The organism is Streptomyces sp. NPDC022552 (assembly GCF_055561875.1).
This window is the reverse complement of record NZ_JBVHGJ010000001.1, coordinates 744,097-762,305: the sequence shown is the minus strand read 5'-3', so window position 1 is coordinate 762,305 and position 18,209 is coordinate 744,097. Positions and strand designations below refer to the sequence as shown.

Genomic DNA, 18,209 nt, shown 5'->3' with positions numbered 1-18,209 from the left:
CCACTGACACGGGTCAGGAAATGTGAAACAGGCACTGACGCTCGATCAAACAGCTGTCAGCGCGGCGGCCTTTTGCTGCGGTCGGCGGCGTACTCCGTTCGTGCGCTGCCGACGGCGTCGGCCCATTGGGTGGCAGCTTTTACGCCGACGCCGAGAACTTGGCTGAGGACGGCGGGGGGCATCTGGGCGGCGAGGTCCATCAGGGCGCTGTTGCGGCCGCGTCGGGAGGGCAGGCCGTAGGCGGTCAGGCGGGAGCGGAGATGGGCCGTGCCGCGCGGGCGTCCTGGGAGGAAGCCGGGGAGGAGCCAGGGCTGGCCCTCCCGGCCGAGGCCGGGAGGGCCATCGCGGTCTTCGGCCAGGGCGAGCAGGAGCCGGTCCAGCGGTGGGGGCACGTCGACGGGGTGCGTGCCGAGGGCCAGCCGGACGCTTTGCCCGGCCTGGATGACGTGGCTGGTGGTGAGGCGCGAGATCTTGGTGAGGGGCTGGCCGTAGAGGAGAACGAGCAAGCCGACGACGCGGTCGACGGTGTCGATGGTGTCGTCGTGAAGGAAGCGGTGGGCCAGACGCCACCGTTCGTCGTCTGCCAGAGAGCGGCGCGGCTTGCCGCTGGGCATGGGCGGGAAGTCGACGGGGCGGCGGATGTGGCTGCGTCGAGCGGCCCACAGGACGAAGCCGCGGGCCTTGTACCGCATCACGGTGCCGTCGCAGAGGTAGGCGTCGATGTCCTCCTGCGCGCAGGCGGTGAGGGACATGCCGGCCTGCCGCAGCCATTGCAGGAAGTGAACGGTCTGCGTGAGGCAGTAGCGAACATTGGCTGCGGTATGTGGCGACAGGGGATGGTCGGGCGAGTGCCGAGAGCGCAGGCGGCCCAGGTGATGCCAATGGGCGAAAGCATGAACGAGCTGACGTTCCTGGGCGTCGGGGATGCTCTCCAGCAGCGTGGGCACCCAGCGCTCCAGCGCGGCAAGTTGCTCGTCGCGCGCAGGCAGCACCTGGCCGGCTACCAGGAGCATGCGCAGCAGATGGACGCCGTCTGCCGGGATGAGGTCGTCGAGCATCTGGTGGGTGACAGGGCCGCCGGTGTCGCGGATGCGGGCCAGGAGCGAGGCCCGCGCAGGCCGGTTCAGCCAGTCCATCACGGAGGAGGGCTTGCCGGAGGCCAGGGCGTGGAAGACCGGTTCCAGGCCGGGGAGCACGGCGCCGTTATCCTTGCCGAGCAGTTCGCGCAGGCGAGCTGGTACGGCACAGGCTTCGCACAGGCCCCGGCGGCGGGGGATCGTGATGGTGCCGCACTGGGCGCACGGTTGTCGGCGAGCGGGGTCCTTGCTGTAGCAGGAGTAGCACAGCGCCTCGCCGGTGGTCCGACGGGTACTGACCCGCTTGTGCCTGCCGCACCGGTCGCATGCCTTGACGATGATGTGGCAGGAGCCGCACAAGGGCTCGCCGGAGTCCGTTCGGGTGGTGACGCGCCGGAGCTTGCCGCAGGCGCTGCACACCTCCCGCGGACGGCAACACTCCGGACACTGAGGAGAGTTGGTCATCGCGCGATAGCACGGTGTGGTCTTGCCACAGGTCGAGCAGACGGCGGTGGGGTAGCGGGTGCAGACAAAGCAGACGCCCGCCATGGCGCCGGCCTGGCGGACCTCGGTGGTACGGCCACAGCGCACGCACTGCTCGTGGTTGGCCGGCTCACGGCTTCGGCAAGTGCGGCAGAGCAGGCTCCCGTCGGCTCCCCGCCCGTATCTGCGGACCTCTCCGCATCGGGAGCAGGGCTGCGTCCGCAGCCGTGAGGAGCAAGCACGGCAGGAGCGCATGCCGTCGTAGGTGGTCGTCAGCCGCACGTGACGTCCACACCAGGGGCAGGGCGGCATGACGATGTTCCGTGCCTGCCGGTCGTGGAGGTATTCGAGAAGCCTGATGAGCCGGGGCGACCCATGGGCGCCGCTACCGGTCAGGAGGGACGGGTCCGCCTGAAGTTCATAGGCGAGCTTGCGGACCTGGAACGGCTTGGGGGCTGCGACCCGCAGGGCCTCGTCCAACACCGCCTCGTCCAGGCCCGTATCCAGCCGGACCAGGTGGGCGTGCACCGCGGCCCAGTACAAGGCCGGATCGTCGTCCTCCCGGGCACAGCCAGCGCACTGGCTGCGTCCGTGCCGATCCCGGCGGGCCACCGCACGCACGTTTCCACAGACGCTGCATTCCTCCCGGCGTGCAAACCGCTGATGGCCGCAGGTCCCGCAGATCCGCACCCTCCCCTCGACATAGGTCAACGGCTTCTGCCTGCCGCAGCGTCCACACCGGGGCGGCACCACACGGTTGGCTCCGGCCTGGAGGAGTGCGTCGATGAGGTCACCCATCAGCCGCGGACCTTCCGGCCGACCGGAGGTCAGCAAGTCGGGAGCTTCCTGAAGGCTCCGGGCCAGTCGACGGCGGCGAGTACGATCCGGCGCTACCTCGCCCACCGCTGCCGCAACAATCTCCGGATCCAGCTGCGGCTCGGCGGACAGCACCGCTTCACGGATCACACCGTCCGGGTCGACGGCATATCGCGGCGGCTCCTTGGCAGCCGTCACCTGTCGCTCTCCCCCGTGATGCGGGCTCGCTTGGGCCGGAAGGCACCGACTCCCCCCTCGCCCGGCCCGCCGCCGACTGCGCGCCGGCGGCCCTCGGAGGCGGCGGCCACCGGTTCGATGAGCTCCTCCATCCGGCAGCCCAGGATGTCCATCAGCGCCATCAGCGTCTTCAAGCTGAGCCGCTCCGGTTTGTCCACCACCAGGCGGTAGACCTGGCTCGGCGAGAGATCGATGCCACGCTCGGCGAGCAGAGGCCGCAGATCCGTGGTCGAGAACAACCCGCGGCCTGCCATGATCGTGCGCAAGTGCCACTGGTAGTCGAGCTTGGCAGTCATCACATCTCCTGGTCCGCCGCATAGGCGCGGTCGAGGGCCTTACGCATCATCGTGTTCATGAAGTCCCCGCTGACTCCTGTGTAGATGGCCGTGGTCGACGCGAACCGATGCCCGACCTGCTCCTGCACGAACGCAGGATCGGCACCGTCCTCGATCAGGTGCGTGACGTAGGAGTGCCGAAGGCAGTGCGGGGTGAGCTCCTTATCCAGCCCCAGCTCGTCCCGGTACTCCGCGAAGCGTTCCTCCATCTCACGCGGCTTGAGCCGACCGCCCCGCTCCGTCAGCCATAACGCGGACCCGTCGCTGCTCCGGTACCGCGGGCGGATATTGACCAGGTAGTCCTGGACCGCCTCCACAGCCCAGGGCATGACGCTGAGCACCATCCGACGGCGAGGCCCAGACCCCCTGCTCGCCTTGCCGTAGCGGACCTGGAGCGAACCGAACCGCCCCAGCTCCGGCGCCTTGGGATTCCGGTAGAAGTCGGTTGTATCGATCCGGGAGGTCTCGTTGCAGCGCAGCCCCCACCCGTAGATGACCTTGAACACGGTCGCATCCCGGTACGCCGCCAGTGCACCCTTGCGGCCCAGTCTGACCGCGCGATCGACCTGGTCATCGGCGTGATCCAGGATGAGTTGCACTTCCTCCCGAGTCATCGGCCGCCGACCCGGCCGTCCCTCGTAGTCCGTCAGATGGGCGATTGTGTTCCACTCATGGCAGACCTGCACTGGATGGGTGCCGAAGCGGGCTTCGCACACCTCTGGCCACTGGTAGTACGGCGAGGTGATGTAGTCGCAGAACAGCTTCAGCGCGTCTTGATAGCTGCGGATCGTCGATCTCGCCCGCTTCTTCTCGGCGACGAGATGCGTCATCCACTCATCCACGTGGCCAGAGGTCCAGGTCCATGGGTACTCGTTGATGCCTTCCATGAACCGGCGCACGATCCGCTGCCGTCCAAGGATCGTCTCCGTGGCCAAGCGGCGGCCCCCGCGCTGCTGGCGACCCCAGCCCTCCAACATCGCCTCGAACACAGCGTCCTCGGGATGGAGCAGGGCAACGCCGTCGAGCAGCAGCATGCGAGCACGGCTGCTGTCACCTCCAGCACTGACCACTGCCCCCTCCGTTCAGCTGTCGCGCGAATCATGCATCACATGCACGAATGTCGGCAACCGGCCAGCTCAGAAGGGAAGTTCGGCGCTAACATGCGACCGCGACAGAAGCCCAGGCAGTACGGCTACACCGGGAAGTCGGCTTGCATGCGCTGCATTTCCCCGGGGTTGGGCGCGTACGGCGGGTCTGCTCCGCGGGCGGCGCAGCCGCGCGGTCGAAGACGCGCTGGCCAAGCTGCGTAACTACGTTGCCCATCCCTCCGGCCATCATGTCGATACCCCCGTCGGGGCGGCCCGAACGGTGCGGGACCTAGCGGAGCTGATCAACCAGTTGTGGGGGCAGGCCACTCCCGACGGGCGCCTGTACCCGGCACCTCTGCACCGGGAGATCGCCGTACTGAGCTGGAACGGTTCCGGGCGGGCGCGGATGGAGCCCGCCGACGCGCTCACCGCCCCCGACCCCACGGAAGATCAGGAGAGCGACGAGCATCAGCACGTCGTGGTACGGGCCATCCCCTTCATTCCACATAGCCGCTGGAACGACGATCATTGGGCGGAGTTCGACACCCGCTACGAGACCACACGGTTCCCCACGGAATACCTGTGGGGACCGGGCACCCGAGAGGAGGCCCGGGCGTGGCTGGAGCAGGGGCGCCCCGAGGGGGACAGCGTCGACTTCACCGACCGAGTGTTCCTCGTCCAGGACCACGAACGCCTGCTGCCGCCGATGCGGCCGGCGGTAGCGGCCGGGCTGCCCGACGACGAACGCGCCGGGGTCTGGCATGCCGTGCGGGCCGACTTCCCCGACGACGCCTTCGCGCACGTCCGAGGCTCCAGGGATAGCAGCGCTGGTCACGCCCGACGCCCCGGAGACTGTCCTGCCTGTTCCGCCGAAGTCCTTGGCGCCGGCTCCTACAACGAAGCCCTTCGCGCCGCGGCAGCCGTTCTCGGACCGATCGAGACGGTACAGCTGCCCTCCATCCGACTCCCCTTGTCGATCTTCTGGCCCGACCGGCCGTGAGTGGTACAACACGAGGAGACGGGTGGCAAGCCAACAACACCAGTCGCCATCGGACATGGCCGCAACTGCGCGCCCTGACGACAGGAGCCATGCAAGATCGGCAGCCCGCCGCCCGGCCCCGGGAGGGCCCAGGCCCGTGCCAGGGTAATCCCCATGAACCCCATGATCCCCGCACACGTCCCCGACGAGCCGCCGCTCACCTACGCCGACAGTTTCGACATACCGGTCCTGTTCCGTAACGGACCCGCGGACAAGCCCAAGAGGCAGTGGCGGACCCACAAGCACAAGGCGTGGACCGGGTCGGACGGGTTCCCGGCAGCGGATGGCTGGTATGCCCCGACCACCACGTGGCGCGAGATCATCAAGGCTGCCACCGAGGTCGGCCGCGACGTCACCCCACACCTGCAGAACCAGCCGCGGTACGCGCACGGGGAACTCGTCGCTCGGGTCGCCCCTCTGTACGCCTACCTCGGCGCGCACCCCGTCGAGCCCCGGCACCCCGTAGCGGGCGCCAAGGGCCGGCGCCTGACCCTGAACCCGGTCTACGCGCACGGAACCGAGCGTACGGCGAAGAACGCCGCCGCCTACCGGTTGGGCATGACGATGACCGAGTGGGCCTGTCGCTCGCTGCTGGGCCTCGGGCAGACCGAACACCTCGAACTCGGCGGCCCCATCCCCGCCCTGAGCGAAACCTTCAAGGACCCGAAGAAGAAGCTGCCCGACCTGTGGGGGCGGCACGAGGCGGAGGAGATGTATTGGCTGATCGAGGCCAAGGGCGGCAACGTCGGTGTCGACGTGCTCCGCAAGGGGTGGGCACAACTGGTGGCCGGCAGCAAGATCCTCGGCTCGTACGCGCACCGCACCGTCCTGGTCGGTGCCTCGGTGCGGCCCGGAGACGATCTCTTCCTCACCATCGACCATGACCTGCACCCGGGCCAGCCGCCGCTCGTCCCAGGCGGATCCGACACCGACGACGAGGCAGGCGCGGGGAACCTCGAAGACCGCCTCGGCGACAGCGACGACGCGCTCATCGGCGCGGCCCGCGCCCAGATGCTCGCTTACCTGGCGCTGCGGTCCGCTCCCGCCTCGCAGTTGCGCACGGTGGCTGTGCCGGCCGACCGCGCTTCCCGTCACCGGCGCTCCGGTCTGACCACCCCCTTGGAAGACGACACCCTCACGCTCGCCATGCGGGCCGACGCCCGCGGAGCGGCGCTCCACGGTGAGCAGCACAACCTGCGTGCCGGGATCCGCTCAATGGGGCTCGACGACTTCCTCACGTGTCGCATCCCCGGAACCGAGGTCCACCTCGGCATGTCCCGGAAGCTGTTCGCAGCCTGCGGGCGCCTGCACGAGGAAGATCTCGCCATCGCCCGGCGCACCCCGGGGCTGCGTGCCGAGGACCAGCCGGCCGACGACCTGGGGCTCAGCGAGGATGCTCAGGAAGAACAGCGACTCATCCGGCGGCGGATCTTCCGCGAGCAGCAGGAGGAGGCCCGTCCCCGGCTGCGCCCCCTGCTCCGTGAAGCGTACGAGCGGGGTGCGACGAGCGACTGGAGCGACCTGCTGCGCCGTCCCGAGGAACCGAAGCTTGATCTGGAGGGTGACGAGGGTCTTCTCGAAGCAGCGACGCCGGAGACGTACCTGGCCGTCAGCCGCTACGACGTACCCCCGATCCACGCCTAGCCCGTTGAGATGTGGCTGAGCAGGCCAGTTGGCCACTCTGAGCACCACAGGTGGCCATGCGTTCCGCCTGCAGAGGGGGAGCCACTTCATAACCCGATGATTCGATCAACGTCCGACTGCGAACGTTCGGGTGACGCGGCGGCGCGTCACCACACCGACCAGGGCCTGCCCCCGGTCGATGTGGTCGAATCCGGAGCGGTGGGCCCGGCGGGGTCCCTGCCCCGTGCTCGACCCGACATCGAGCACGCCGTGGAGAAGCCAACTCGGCCGGCGCCGCTGCGTGGTCCGCATGTTCTTCGTGGCTCTCCGCCGCGCGTGCTGTGTCGGGACGGCCCCGCGGTGTTGAGGAGCTTCGAGTTATGAAGACAACCGCCGTCGAACGTCGCGCCGAACTGCTGCGTCTGTACACCGGGATGCCCTGGCAGTCCGCCCGGCGCCGGGTCGAGGCCGCCGCACCTGGCTCCTTGCTGATCCCGCAGCCGGACGCCGACCAGATGCTGCTGGAGGCCCGGCTGATGGCCGCACTGGCCTGGCGTCGGATCACCACTCTGCACCCATGGGGCATCGAATACGTCGACCCACGCTCCGACCGCCTCCTGATCCGATTCGAGGCCGACCCGGTCGAGCAGCGCGACCCGGAGGAGACCCAGGCTCTGGACCTGGCCGAGGCGCTGCTGCCGCGCGCCGACGAGTACGGCGACATCCAAGGGGTGCCCGGGGCCCGTACCCACGTCGAGGACGGGCAGGTGATGCTGCGCATGCTGGACACGTCCGCCTCCGTCACTCTGCTGGGTCTGGACCCCGACGCCTGGCTGCGCGCGGTCGACGTCCAGGACCGGCAGATGAGCGCCTACGGTATGACGCCGTGCCACCGCGACCTGCCAACCCGGTGGCACCCGGCCGAACGTCCGTACCGGCGGCCGAGCCGCTGGGGCACCGCGGCGTCGGCCTGGCTGACCAGCGGGCTGCTGCGCCGCGTCGGCCTGATCCGCACCCTGGGGGTACCGCTGGCCGTGACCGGTTGGATCGGCCACCACGAACGCGACGGTGGCGAACGCTGGATCATCGACCCCACGTTCGCAGAAGGTTCCGGCACCACCGGCCACCGGCGGCTGATGGCACTGCTCGCGGCGCCCGGCTGGGGCCTGCCCCTCGCCTCCGTGGACGAACACTGCACCTGCCATCTGCCGCCCGGCTACAGCGACCAGTGCACCACCGTCGCCGCCGGCCTGGCCGAGCGGCCCGGAGTGCTGGAGGTTCGCGCCATCCAGCGCCACGGCGACCGCCTGAAGCGGCTCCAGGAGCACCGCCCGGCGACCTTCGCTGCCCAGCAGCAGCTTGCCCTCTCCGTGCCAGTCTGGGTCGACCGCTGGCTCGAGCGCGGTGGATCCTTACTTCGGAGCTACCGGTCGGCGCCGTCACCACCCTTCGCTCAGAATCACTCACAGCTCATGATTCACAACCCACGCGATTGAGCACGCTACTTGGCAAGACTGAGCATCACGCTTGGCCGCAGGTTGCGACTCATTTGCTCACCCGATGCCGGGGCTGTACGGAATCGCCTACGGCAAACCCCCTTGGGGTCAGCTGCGCTCGGATTCTTAGGCTCTGCCACCGCCGCGTTCATGCCAGGCGCACGCGCGTCGAGGTTCGCGCGGTGGTGGTGACGGCCGTGGGGAGGAAGCCAGACGGAACTGAGAGTGTCGCACTGTTAACGAACCGGTCATCAGTGACGGAGGTCACACTTCCGCGTGTCGCAACTCCAAACGCCTGAACATCGGCTGGACGGGCCGAAGTTGCCAAGCGACCGCGAGCTCGCCCGGATTCCTAGATCATCTCATGTTGCGTTGCACGCCTAAAGGGGTGGTGTTCCACTTGAGTGGTGGGGGAAACTCGGCGACACGTTCGCCAGGGCCTACCTCTGGGGTCGTCATGGCTGAGACAACGAGAGGAACGGCCGGAGCCCAGCTTTCGGTGGCATTGTGCCTCTCGGGCGGCGGCTACCGAGCGATGCTCTTTCATGCGGGCGCGCTTCTGAGGGTGTGCGAGACCGGATGGATGCGCAAGCTGGACTTGGTGTCGAGTGTGTCCGGAGGGTCGATTGCAGCGGGGCAGCTGGCCTCCCAGTGGGACGCGATGATGAGTGGGGACGACACCGTGCAGAGCTATCGCCGCTTGGTGCTCGACCCGTTGCTGGCGCTATCACGCCGGACGATCGACAAGCCGGCAATCATCATGGGTCTCCTCACCCCAGGGGGAAGCGCTGGGAGAGTCGCAGCGGCCTATCGAAAGCATCTATTCGGCGAGAAGACGCTGCAAGACATACCCGATCATCCGCGGTTCGTTATCAATGCTACGAACATGCAGAGTGGAGCTCTCTGGCGCTTCTCGAAGCCGTATGCCCGGGATTACAAGATCGGCGGTGTCGGGAAGCCAGGCATCGAACTTGCGGACGCCGTGGCAGCATCCTCGGCGTTCCCCCCATTCTTGTCGCCAGCAATCCTTGACTTCTCCTCAGACGCGTGGAACTTGCCAGGCGATGCCGCAGATCTGCAGCGCGAGCCGTACACCACGCGTTTGGTACTGAGCGACGGAGGAATCTACGACAATCTCGGCCTGGAGCCTGCCAAACGCTCCACGACGCTGCTGGTGAGTGACGGTGGCGGGCGCATGCCTCCCGTGGCCAGACCGCATGACAACTGGGTTGGCCAATTGCGACGCGTCCTTGCGATTGAGGACAACCAAGTTCGAGCACTGCGGAAGCGCGCGCTTATTAATGGTTACAGAAGAAGAGAATTCTCTGGCGCCTACTGGGGCATTCGGACCGAAGTGGATAACTACCATATCGCGGACGCTCTGCCTTGCCCCCACGCGGAGGTTATGCACCTTGCGGCAATTCACACACGTCTATCAAAAGAATCACCAGGCGAGCGCGATCGACACAAGCTAGTGAATTGGGGATATGCCGTTTGCGATGCCGCGCTACGCAAGCACGTAGACGGTTCACTAAGCACTCCAGACGGGTTTCCTTTTCCTGAGGCGGCACTCTAACCTGCAGTATCACAGCAAGTTTCCAGAGGTGAACCTTATGACTCATGGTGTCATGGAGAGGGGTATTGGGGTGGTTGGTCGTCTGAGGGCGTGGGATCCCACGTCGGCCGACGAGGGGAAGGCGCTCAACGTGGAAGCCCTCATGCGAAAGTGGACTCGATACGACTTCTACTATTTGGCCGTTGAGGAAATAACTGCCGACATAGTCACCTTTGAAGTTTCACGATGGCCAATGCTGGACGAGTTCGGGCGCCCGCATTTCTTGGCCACCAATCTCCCCCAAGGGTTCGAGGAAGACGAGAGTATCGCCCTCTTGTCTATTTCTGCAGAGGCTCTACAGGAGAAAGAACGTGTGCACTTTGGGAGCGCAACCCAAAAGCCGATTAGAGTTGATGACGTCTTCGGCGTTGCGATCGACCTGCAGAAATGGGCCGAACTGCCAGAAGTTGTCAGGGGGCAGGATCTTACGACACTGATCCCTTCACCACTGTATGACGTCAGCGCTGAAGCACGAGAACTAGCCCGTATTACGAGGCTTGCTTCGATCGCCCAGCCGCTCGACGAGAAGGATGCCGCCATCGCGGAGGGCAATTCGGGGAAATTGGATGATTAATCCATAATGCTTCCATACGGGAGGCCGAGTTATGGGCGAGCCGAAGCCGATACCTGCTATTGACATCGAGACTCCGCCGCAGGGTGGCGATTTCGGCGCCGCCATTACGGAAACCGACATGGTGTACTTCCTGCTCAATGTCGGCAACGCTGATGCCCAGCTCATCATGCTTCCGCAACATGACGGTAGACGCCGACTCATCGTGGTCGACGTCGGGGGATTCGCAGTGATGGATCAATTGATCAAATCCCTGCAGGCTGCAAATTTCATTCCGAGTGAACCGGAAATTGCCGTCGTTGTTGCAACCCATCCTCATTGGGATCACATCTCCGGGATGAGTTCGCTACTCAAGGCTTACAAAGTCAATGAGTTTTGGGATCCAGGCTACGATACCGGAAGGCCCGCGTACATCAAGATGTACGCGGAAGCCGAGTCCAGAACTCACGTCTGTATGCCGACGAGCGGTTATGAGAAAAGATTTGGGCTTGTCCATCTACGGGTACTGGCTCCATCCATTGCGCTGAAGCATCAGTTCGGAATGCAAGGCATTGAGGAGAATAACTCCTCTATTGCCCTGATGATTGAATATCCCGAAAAGCGCGTGGTACAGCGCCCTAGGGAGAGAAGCGAACTCCGCCGTAGCCGGGGGTCTCGCCTACTGCTTGGGGCGGATGCTCAGACCGCCAGTTGGGCCCACGTGGAGAAAGACTTTCCCGCCTTGAAAACCCGGGCATCTTGGCTTGCCCGTGAGATGCTGCATCACCAGGGAGCGGACTATCTGGATGCTGACATTTTTAAAGTGCCGCATCACGGATCAAAGTATGGCATTAACCTCGAACTAGTTGAGAGAGTGCATCCCAGGTACAGTCTCGTGTCTTGCGCCAAGGGCGGAGGAGTGCATCGCTTCCCCCATGATGTCGCTCAGGAGATCTTGCGGGAAGCATGCCAGAAAACGGCCGGCAGGGGGAGGGAACGGGCAGCTGACCATAAGCTTGGAATCCACTACACGAGTGACCACGTCGACAGCTCAAGTGGCGGAAAGCCGCTTGGGTCTATCGCCGTCATCGTGGGATTGAATTCCAAGCGGCTACAACTGTGGCGGCTATGTGATGACGTCAAGGCTGGTTATCCAGTCGATCTCAGCCAGGCCGTGAAGGTCACGTAAGAGGCCCCGCACACACCAGGCCAACAAAGGTCATGTGCTCCGAGTGGCCAAGTAGGGAGCTCACTGGCCAACAAGCGTGTTCGGTCATAGCCGAACGCTGCGCCCACTAGGCGTACCGCGCCGTACCCGAGCCCAACGGCACCGGTCATCGTCGAGTACAAACGCGGTTCCCTTCCTCGGCTACGGGGCCCCAGCCCTTCCACTGTTGCCTTTTCACCGGTGCCGCCGGACGACGAGTGGAGCTCAAGGGTGACGTGACGGAGATCGTGCCGCGGGCGTTGACGCCGGGGTCATCAATCAGGGCCTCTTCTACCTGACGTGGCTGATGGACCATCGCGTCGAGTTCGAGCACCTGGTCCGGCGTCCACGCCCTCGCCGCCCGCCGCGCCAGCACGCCGGCGCCCCTCCCGAGCACAAGGACGACCTCGCCGAGCCTGCGGTGTCGTGGGACGCGGACGTCCCCGACGGGCCGGAGGTAGCCTTCCTGGCGAGCGAGTACAGCACGGGGCCGGTTCATGGGACCCGTTCTCGTCCAGCCCGAGCGAGTCGATCCGGCCCCCGATCCGAGGATCCCACATACGTCCCACAGCATCACGGGACGAGCGCCAGGAGGACTGCGTTTTCGCAGGTCAGCCCTCGTAGCTCAGTGGATAGAGCAGGTGCCTTCTAAGCGGCTGCTCCATCGCCCCGGAGCGTGGCAGTCGCCGCGGCTGCAATAGCTCCTGCAGCATGGCGCCCGGCCGGCTCCGTCCAGTGCGACTCGGCCCCCAACCCCCTTGGCACTTCGCCGTGTTGGCAGGACACCTTTCGCTTCCGCCGCCCTTCCACTGTCAGCGGCGACTGTCACAATCTTGTGCATGAGTGATGAGCTGCCAGCGCCTGACATGTCCCGCGCCCTCGACACCCCCGAGAACGCTCCTCTGGTGAGTGAGTGGCTGCTCGGCACGAGCGCTGTTCTGGCGTACCACCTGGGGAAGACCGAGACGGCGCGGATGATCGCCGACGTTTCGTCGGCTGAGGTCCGACTCTGGAACACCGAGTACGACCACGAGGGCTACCGGATCGTGCTCGTGGTGGAGCCGAGCCTGTACCCCACCTACAGCGAGCGGGAGTTGGAGAGCATTGCCGAGGTGGTGCGAGACGTGATGTGGGGGTCGGGTAAGTCGGTTGATGAGCTTGTCGCCCGGCCGTCGATCCCTCGCCTCGGCCCTGACTGGCGCAGGCAGGTCAAGACAGCCGACGACCCCAAGCCCAGCAACCAGGGGCGAAAGGTGCAGCTCGAACCGGGACATCCGGTCGAAGATCAGCTCCGCTTCACGAACGAGTGGGAGCTCGACGTGTACCGGGTACTCAGGGAGCGGCAGCAATCGCTGCCCGATAACGAGACGATCGGAATCATGCCACTCGGAGGTATGAGGGTGAGGGGCTGGACCTTCGAGCCCGATCTGTTGATCACGTACCGCGGTCACGCCGGTGTGATTGAGATCGACGGGCCTCACCACAAGGGCCACGCCGGACGCGACCATAGCCGCACCCGCCTGTTCCTGCACTCCGGCGTGAAGGTGGTCGACCGGCTGAACGTGGAGGAAGTGAAGAGCCGAGCCGAGGTGGAGAAGTTCGTAGAAGACTTCTTGGCACAGCTCAAGCGGTAGACAGCAGGGAGCCTCCGCCGGTTGGCATGGGCTCCGTTGCGCCGCCGGGTTCAGCCGCTCCCACTTAATCCGGTCGGTCGCCGGGGCCGCGTTCCGTTTCATCGGCGGCCGCTACCAAACGGACCTGATCGAACAGATCAGGCGCCAGCCGCGGGGCATCACAGAGCGCCGTCCCGGACACGGGGTACCTAGGGAAGCACGCTGAGACGCACTGGCGCGGCACCGCTCGCGTCTCGACACACGGACCCGGCTCGCGAAGCTCGTCCAGAGCCACCTCAACCGACTGGCAAGCCGACCTTCCTAGACCGCGCAGTCCTTGCCCGGCCATGTCGTCAAGAACCGGTGAAGGAGCCCGTGTTCGTTTCCTTCCGGCGTCGAGCACCAGCAGCTCCGTCCCGATACCAGGCAGGTTCAGGGGCTCGTATCTGATATCTGTTGACAGCTTGTCGGACTCAGCAAGGATCGTCCATGACATCGCGGGAGGCGGAGGGCGTGGTGGCCAGCAGGGGCAATGACGACAGACACACCCTCTCCGAGTCCGACGACATTGCGATAGAGGAAGAGCCGCCGCCCGCTTCGTCACCCTTGACGGCCACAGCACCGCTTCTGCTTCGCTTGCACGAGCTGTCCTGGGAAGCTCTGGAGCATCTGGTTGTGGCCCTGGCCGTCCGAGCGGACCACGCTTTGGAGGCACGCCCCTTCGGCCGGGGCGGCCAAGCTCAAAATGGGGTCGACGTCGTGGCGTTCTTCGCCTCACACTCCGCGTCGGTCTATCAAGCCAAAAGGTACGAGAAATTCACCGCCACGGATCTACGCAAGGCTGTGCAGGCGTATGCCGACGGGCAACGCCCCTTCGCCGCACGGCGTCTGGTGGTTGTGACGACGGCGGATGTCCGCGACACCCGGATCGATCTAGAGCTGGCGAGGCTGCGCGATCAGCACCACGACTTGGCGATAGATCTATGGGGCCGGCAACAGCTGTCCGACATGCTGTTCGCCTTGCCGGATCTGGTGCGACGGTTCTTCGGTGAGGACACCATGCGAGTGTTCTGCCGTCCGCTACCGAACCAGGACTCACGGGACAGTAGCGACGTGGCTGATGCGGGGCAACTGGAGGACTACCTGGCGCAGTTGGGCGCCCACTTGAGCAGCGATCTTCCCGGCCTGGTCCCAATGACCCTGGAGGAACAGGACGGATCAGAGCAGGTGTCGTCGGCAGACCTTGCAACATGGCTGCGTCCCGGGCGCCACATACAGGTAGCTGGAGGCTCGGGTACCGGCAAAAGCCATATTCTCACCCACACAGCTCTTCGGCTGGGGCAGGCGGGCTGGCTGCCGCTCCTGATGCGGGCAGGCACCTACGAAGGTCGCCTGCAGGACACGCTCGAGGAGTGCGTGGCCCCCTTCAACCTGACTGGACTGCAGGCCCTGCTGCAGGCCGCCCGGCTTCTGAGGCTGCCGATCGTGTTGCTCGTGGACGGGGTCAACGAATGTCCCACCCAACTACAGGAACGGCTGATACACCAGATCGGCTCGTGGTGCCGCGCCACCGAAGCAACCGTATTGTCCAGCAGCCAGGAGTTCGTGCGCGTACCGGAGGTACTGCGTGGTGCCCGGCTGAGGACAACAGAACCGGACGCACAGCAACGTAGGTCGTTGGTGCGCTTGTACGCAGTGAGCCTGGAGGCGGATGCGCTCAGCGAGGAGCGATTTACGGCGTTCGGTACGGCCTTCGAACTGTCCCTCGCGGCGCGGTTGACCCAGCTTCTGCCTCCAAGGGCAGCTCGAGGTGCCCTCTTGGACCTCTACATTGGCGAGGAACTGCAGCGTGCCACACAGCCGACTAACGTGCGGCGGGTGCTGCACCACTGGGCGCTGCTGATGGATGAACGGCTCTCCGGGTGGCTGCCGCTCGCCGAAGCGCAGCGCACTGCAACCCAGTTGCTTGGCGGTCAAGGTGCATCCGCGGGTGTCGTGGATGAGGCACTGGCCTCGTCGCTCGTGCGCGTGCGACAACAGCGGGTGGAGTTTCGACACGAGTGGTTCGCCCAGTTGCTGGCCGCCGAGGCCCTGATGTGGCGCTGTGCGAGCATTTCGGAGCTGGCGCGCGAGCTGGGGCAACCACACCGTCGCGAGCTGGCAATGTGGGCGCTGCCGCTGTGCAGCGCCCCGGAAGCAGTTGGTGGACTGCTCCGGGAGCTACCCGCCACCAGCGAGATACTCACCGAAGCGCTGCGGGGCCTGCTGGGTTCGATAGCTGACGAGGTGGCTCTGACCGAGGCCCGGAACTGCCTGGAGAGGGCCGTCGAGGCAGCAAGCGCCAGCCGGATCGTGCTCGCCTCAGACTTCAATTACGCCGTTGAGCCGGGCTCGTCCTGGAGCGCATACGAGCAGGCACTCTTCACTGCCATCGGTGCCACCTGCCGTGATGGGCGCCTGCTGGAGCCACTGACCCTGCTTCTCCGAGAGACCGACCGGGCATTCAGGCGCGGCACCGCTCGCGTCTCGACACACCGTCGAGACACAGTGCCTGCATTCATCGCCGCAACCCTGCACGGGCCCATGTCGCCGGCCGACGACGCACGGCTGCCCGCTGCGATCATCACACATGCGGCACATCTCGCCTGGCCTCGATCAGGACGGAGCCTGCACCAGCCCCTTGCATCATTCGCGCTGCAGCCTTGGGTCAACTCGCTGCACTCCAACGATGTCGGGCTGATGGTCCTGCTGTGCAGCCTGCTTCGGAACCCCACTGACGCCGAAACCGCCGCTCTCGCGCCTGCCCTGTTCGCCCGAGCTTGGGCTAGTGACGCACCTCACCTGCAATTCGCCGGCCTCGACCTGCTCACAAGCATCCGCAGCAGCGCTGATGAGGCCGCCATCACTCAAGTCTCCGAGCTGCTGACCACATTGCACACCGACGACGTGTTCGTCTCCACCATGCTCGTCGATGCACTGCACATCTACGGCCAGATCGCATCGCCTTATGCGGTCAACGACATCGCCGAGGAGATTTCGCTGCTCCTCACCGACCCGAATCAGCCTGACGCGCATGCTCGCGCCAAACGCATCGTGGAGAGTCAGTTCGAGGAAGTCATCGCTGCACCATTCATCCAGGCCATCGACGCCCTGGAACCTGCTGCGCGCCAGGCACTTCTGATCCTAGCCGTGCGCGAAGGCGACGCCGGTCTGTTCACTGACGTCTTGCTCAGGGAACTGATTCAATCGGACGATCCCCTCGCGCTTCCTGCCCTACGGTATTGGGCTTCCCATCTCGACGTGCGCGACCCATTCCCCCAAGGTGCCATCAGCTGCCATCTCCTTGGGATCGAAGGCTGCGCCGCCCATCTAGCCGGCCCTCCTCGGCTCCTGGCGAGCCATCGGGGCACCGATGCGGAAGCGTGGCGTTCCTATGGCCAGATCCTGTTCTGGCTCCACCGCCCGGGCCTCTCCGCACACGAGCAGCACGCGCACTGCATGCCGCTCTGGGAACAGCTGACTGGATATCTCTTGGACGCAGCGGTTGATCCCTTGCACCAGTATCAGTACGTCGCCCAGTTCGCCCAAGATCTCGGCACCACTGCACTGGGTCGAATTCTGGACACCTTCCCAGCGCAAGCCCGCAGCATCCTGCATCACGCGCTGAGCACTGCAGACCAACTCACCTCACTCTTCCCCTATCCCCGCTCTCAAGAGCGCACAGCAACTGCGCTTCGCCTGCTTGCTCGCGTAGGTGACCGCTCTTCCCTCGACCTACTTGCGCCCTATCGGGACAACCCGGCCTTCGCCAGCACAGCCGCAGACATCATCCGCACCATTAATAATCGCAGTGTAGGCAAAACTAGGTCCTAAGCGACCTCACGTCCGTCAACGTTCGACCACACTTGTTCCCGGACAACCCGACTCATCGCCGGAGCGTGCGCCCGACCTTCGTCTTCGTCGATGTGCACCCCACCGACCACGGCGCCGCCTCGTTCGCCGAGGGACTCCCATCGATCTCACTCAATCCCCGGCCGACGAGTACGGAGATACCCGCGGGCAGGAGCGTCAGTCCTCTGCCGCTCACAGCTCTGCCAGTGCTCCCACCGCCTTGCCAGGTACTTGCGACGCTCGTCGGACAACATGGTCGATCGGGCAAGGCCGGCCTGCGGATCGCCCAACAGCAGAGCGCCTTCACCAATATGTGTTCCCGTCCCGTAGACGGGTGAGAAGGCATGAATTTCCGGGCCACGCGATGTCATGGACAGCGTCATAGAAATCGAGTGATCGTAGCGAGGACGTAGCGCGTCAAATGTCATGAAGGACTCGTCCCTCGATCGCTGTTGATCTCGCTTGTATCTCAGTTCATCCGGGTTGACATGACCGCCGCCGCGCCTGAACTCAGACTCGCGGCCATAGATCAGAACGTACTGCGGCTCAATAGGCCGGTTCCTGTATTTTTCACCCAGGAAGAGAAACGTCTGTCGAAACAGCGCTTGGTTTCCTTCACGAGCGAACCAAGAACGCCAGTCGTTGAGTTGATCGCGAGCCTCCGTAAATTCCCCGGTTGGTCGCCCATCCTTCCTGAACCAGCGTTTTGAGGGCTTCTCAATCTCGATCAAAATTGGTGTGATGAGGCCGGATGATCTCGTCACCCACATGAAATCTGGCTCGAACGCACGACCACCGCCGATGAGTTTCGGCCGCCGGAACACAGCCCCCATATCCGATCCGTGATGTCCCCCTGGACCGATGTCACCACTGCCTCCGGGGATCATGGCCGGGTGAAGCTCAAGGAAGCTCTGGACATCAGCCTCCTCAGGATCCCGGCTGAGGAGCTCGTACCACTCCGCCAACGCTTTGTCCGAGTACTGCTCCCACGGCAGAGCCATCGGCCGCGATGGATCCGTGTCGGGCACTACGACCGTTTCCCGGAACACGCTCTGAGAAGACTGAGGTTCATCCACGCGCTCAGGCTACTGACTCTGATCGCACGATCTCGACATACGCCAGAATCTATCCCGGTCCTCC

Annotated in this window: 12 protein-coding genes and 1 pseudogene; 9 read left to right on the top strand and 4 right to left on the bottom strand. The window is 65.1% G+C overall.

Going from position 1 to position 18,209, the window contains the following annotated elements:
* Positions 1-56: 56 nt before the first annotated feature.
* Genes ACZ3OF_RS03495 through ACZ3OF_RS03485 form a run of 3 tightly spaced genes read right to left on the bottom strand, consistent with a single transcriptional unit; the run spans position 57 to position 3,981 of the window.
* A complete protein-coding gene (locus tag ACZ3OF_RS03495) occupies positions 57-2,573 on the bottom strand; it encodes a hypothetical protein (protein ID WP_467302458.1) in 2,517 nt (838 codons plus the stop codon).
* Positions 2,570-2,908, bottom strand: a complete 339-nt coding sequence (locus tag ACZ3OF_RS03490) for a helix-turn-helix domain-containing protein (RefSeq protein WP_467302456.1) — start codon at positions 2,906-2,908, stop codon at positions 2,570-2,572. Before ACZ3OF_RS03490 ends, ACZ3OF_RS03495 begins: the two co-directional genes overlap by 4 nt.
* Positions 2,908-3,981, bottom strand: a complete 1,074-nt coding sequence (locus ACZ3OF_RS03485) for a tyrosine-type recombinase/integrase (protein WP_467302455.1) — start codon at positions 3,979-3,981, stop codon at positions 2,908-2,910. The genes ACZ3OF_RS03490 and ACZ3OF_RS03485 overlap by 1 nt, the downstream gene beginning before the upstream one ends.
* Positions 3,982-4,315: 334 nt before the next feature.
* On the opposite strand from ACZ3OF_RS03485, the gene ACZ3OF_RS03480 reads away from it, so the two are divergent.
* The 9 genes and pseudogenes from ACZ3OF_RS03480 (at position 4,316) to ACZ3OF_RS03440 (ending at position 17,051) form a co-directional block, all read left to right on the top strand.
* A complete protein-coding gene (locus tag ACZ3OF_RS03480) occupies positions 4,316-5,035 on the top strand; it encodes a hypothetical protein (protein WP_467302454.1) in 720 nt (239 codons plus the stop codon).
* A gap of 153 nt (positions 5,036-5,188) precedes the next feature.
* Positions 5,189-6,718, top strand: coding sequence for a gamma-glutamyltransferase (locus tag ACZ3OF_RS03475; protein ID WP_467302453.1), 1,530 nt, complete (start codon positions 5,189-5,191; stop codon positions 6,716-6,718).
* A gap of 359 nt (positions 6,719-7,077) precedes the next feature.
* On the top strand, positions 7,078-8,193 hold the full coding sequence (locus tag ACZ3OF_RS03470; protein ID WP_467302452.1) for a hypothetical protein: 1,116 nt from the start codon (positions 7,078-7,080) through the stop codon (positions 8,191-8,193).
* 364 nt (positions 8,194-8,557) lie between these two features.
* Positions 8,558-9,769, top strand: a complete 1,212-nt coding sequence (locus tag ACZ3OF_RS03465) for a patatin-like phospholipase family protein (RefSeq protein ID WP_467302450.1) — start codon at positions 8,558-8,560, stop codon at positions 9,767-9,769.
* Positions 9,770-9,806: 37 nt separating this feature from the next.
* On the top strand, positions 9,807-10,382 hold the full coding sequence (locus ACZ3OF_RS03460; RefSeq protein WP_467302449.1) for a hypothetical protein: 576 nt from the start codon (positions 9,807-9,809) through the stop codon (positions 10,380-10,382).
* Positions 10,383-10,413: 31 nt separating this feature from the next.
* Complete coding sequence (locus ACZ3OF_RS03455) at positions 10,414-11,547, top strand: ComEC/Rec2 family competence protein (protein ID WP_467302447.1); 1,134 nt, start codon at positions 10,414-10,416, stop codon at positions 11,545-11,547.
* Positions 11,548-11,821: 274 nt separating this feature from the next.
* Positions 11,822-11,908: pseudogene (locus ACZ3OF_RS03450) on the top strand (DUF5655 domain-containing protein); the annotation flags it as partial.
* Positions 11,909-12,404: 496 nt separating this feature from the next.
* Positions 12,405-13,199: a PDDEXK family nuclease gene (locus ACZ3OF_RS03445; protein ID WP_467302446.1), complete on the top strand. Its 795-nt coding sequence runs from the start codon at positions 12,405-12,407 to the stop codon at positions 13,197-13,199.
* A 468-nt stretch (positions 13,200-13,667) separates the two neighbouring features.
* Positions 13,668-17,051 (top strand): NACHT domain-containing protein, encoded by a 3,384-nt coding sequence (locus ACZ3OF_RS03440; protein ID WP_467302445.1) that lies wholly within the window; start codon positions 13,668-13,670, stop codon positions 17,049-17,051.
* Between the two features lie 146 nt (positions 17,052-17,197).
* Here ACZ3OF_RS03440 and ACZ3OF_RS03435 read toward each other — a convergent pair whose 3' ends face one another.
* Positions 17,198-18,145, bottom strand: a complete 948-nt coding sequence (locus tag ACZ3OF_RS03435) for a Shedu anti-phage system protein SduA domain-containing protein (protein ID WP_467302443.1) — start codon at positions 18,143-18,145, stop codon at positions 17,198-17,200.
* Positions 18,146-18,209: the final 64 nt, after the last annotated feature.

Bases quoted from the DNA above. Each gene is read 5' to 3' on its own strand.
- ACZ3OF_RS03490 (WP_467302456.1), bottom strand. From the start codon at position 2,908: ATGACTGCCAAGCTCGACTACCAGTGGCACTTGCGCACGATCATGGCA.
- ACZ3OF_RS03460 (WP_467302449.1), top strand. From the start codon at position 9,807: ATGACTCATGGTGTCATGGAGAGGGGTATTGGGGTGGTTGGTCGTCTG.
- ACZ3OF_RS03445 (WP_467302446.1), top strand. From the start codon at position 12,405: ATGAGTGATGAGCTGCCAGCGCCTGACATGTCCCGCGCCCTCGACACC.
- ACZ3OF_RS03485 (WP_467302455.1), bottom strand. From the start codon at position 3,981: ATGCTGCTGCTCGACGGCGTTGCCCTGCTCCATCCCGAGGACGCTGTG.
- ACZ3OF_RS03440 (WP_467302445.1), top strand. From the start codon at position 13,668: ATGACATCGCGGGAGGCGGAGGGCGTGGTGGCCAGCAGGGGCAATGAC.
- ACZ3OF_RS03470 (WP_467302452.1), top strand. From the start codon at position 7,078: ATGAAGACAACCGCCGTCGAACGTCGCGCCGAACTGCTGCGTCTGTAC.
- ACZ3OF_RS03475 (WP_467302453.1), top strand. From the start codon at position 5,189: ATGAACCCCATGATCCCCGCACACGTCCCCGACGAGCCGCCGCTCACC.
- ACZ3OF_RS03465 (WP_467302450.1), top strand. From the start codon at position 8,558: ATGTTGCGTTGCACGCCTAAAGGGGTGGTGTTCCACTTGAGTGGTGGG.
- ACZ3OF_RS03455 (WP_467302447.1), top strand. From the start codon at position 10,414: ATGGGCGAGCCGAAGCCGATACCTGCTATTGACATCGAGACTCCGCCG.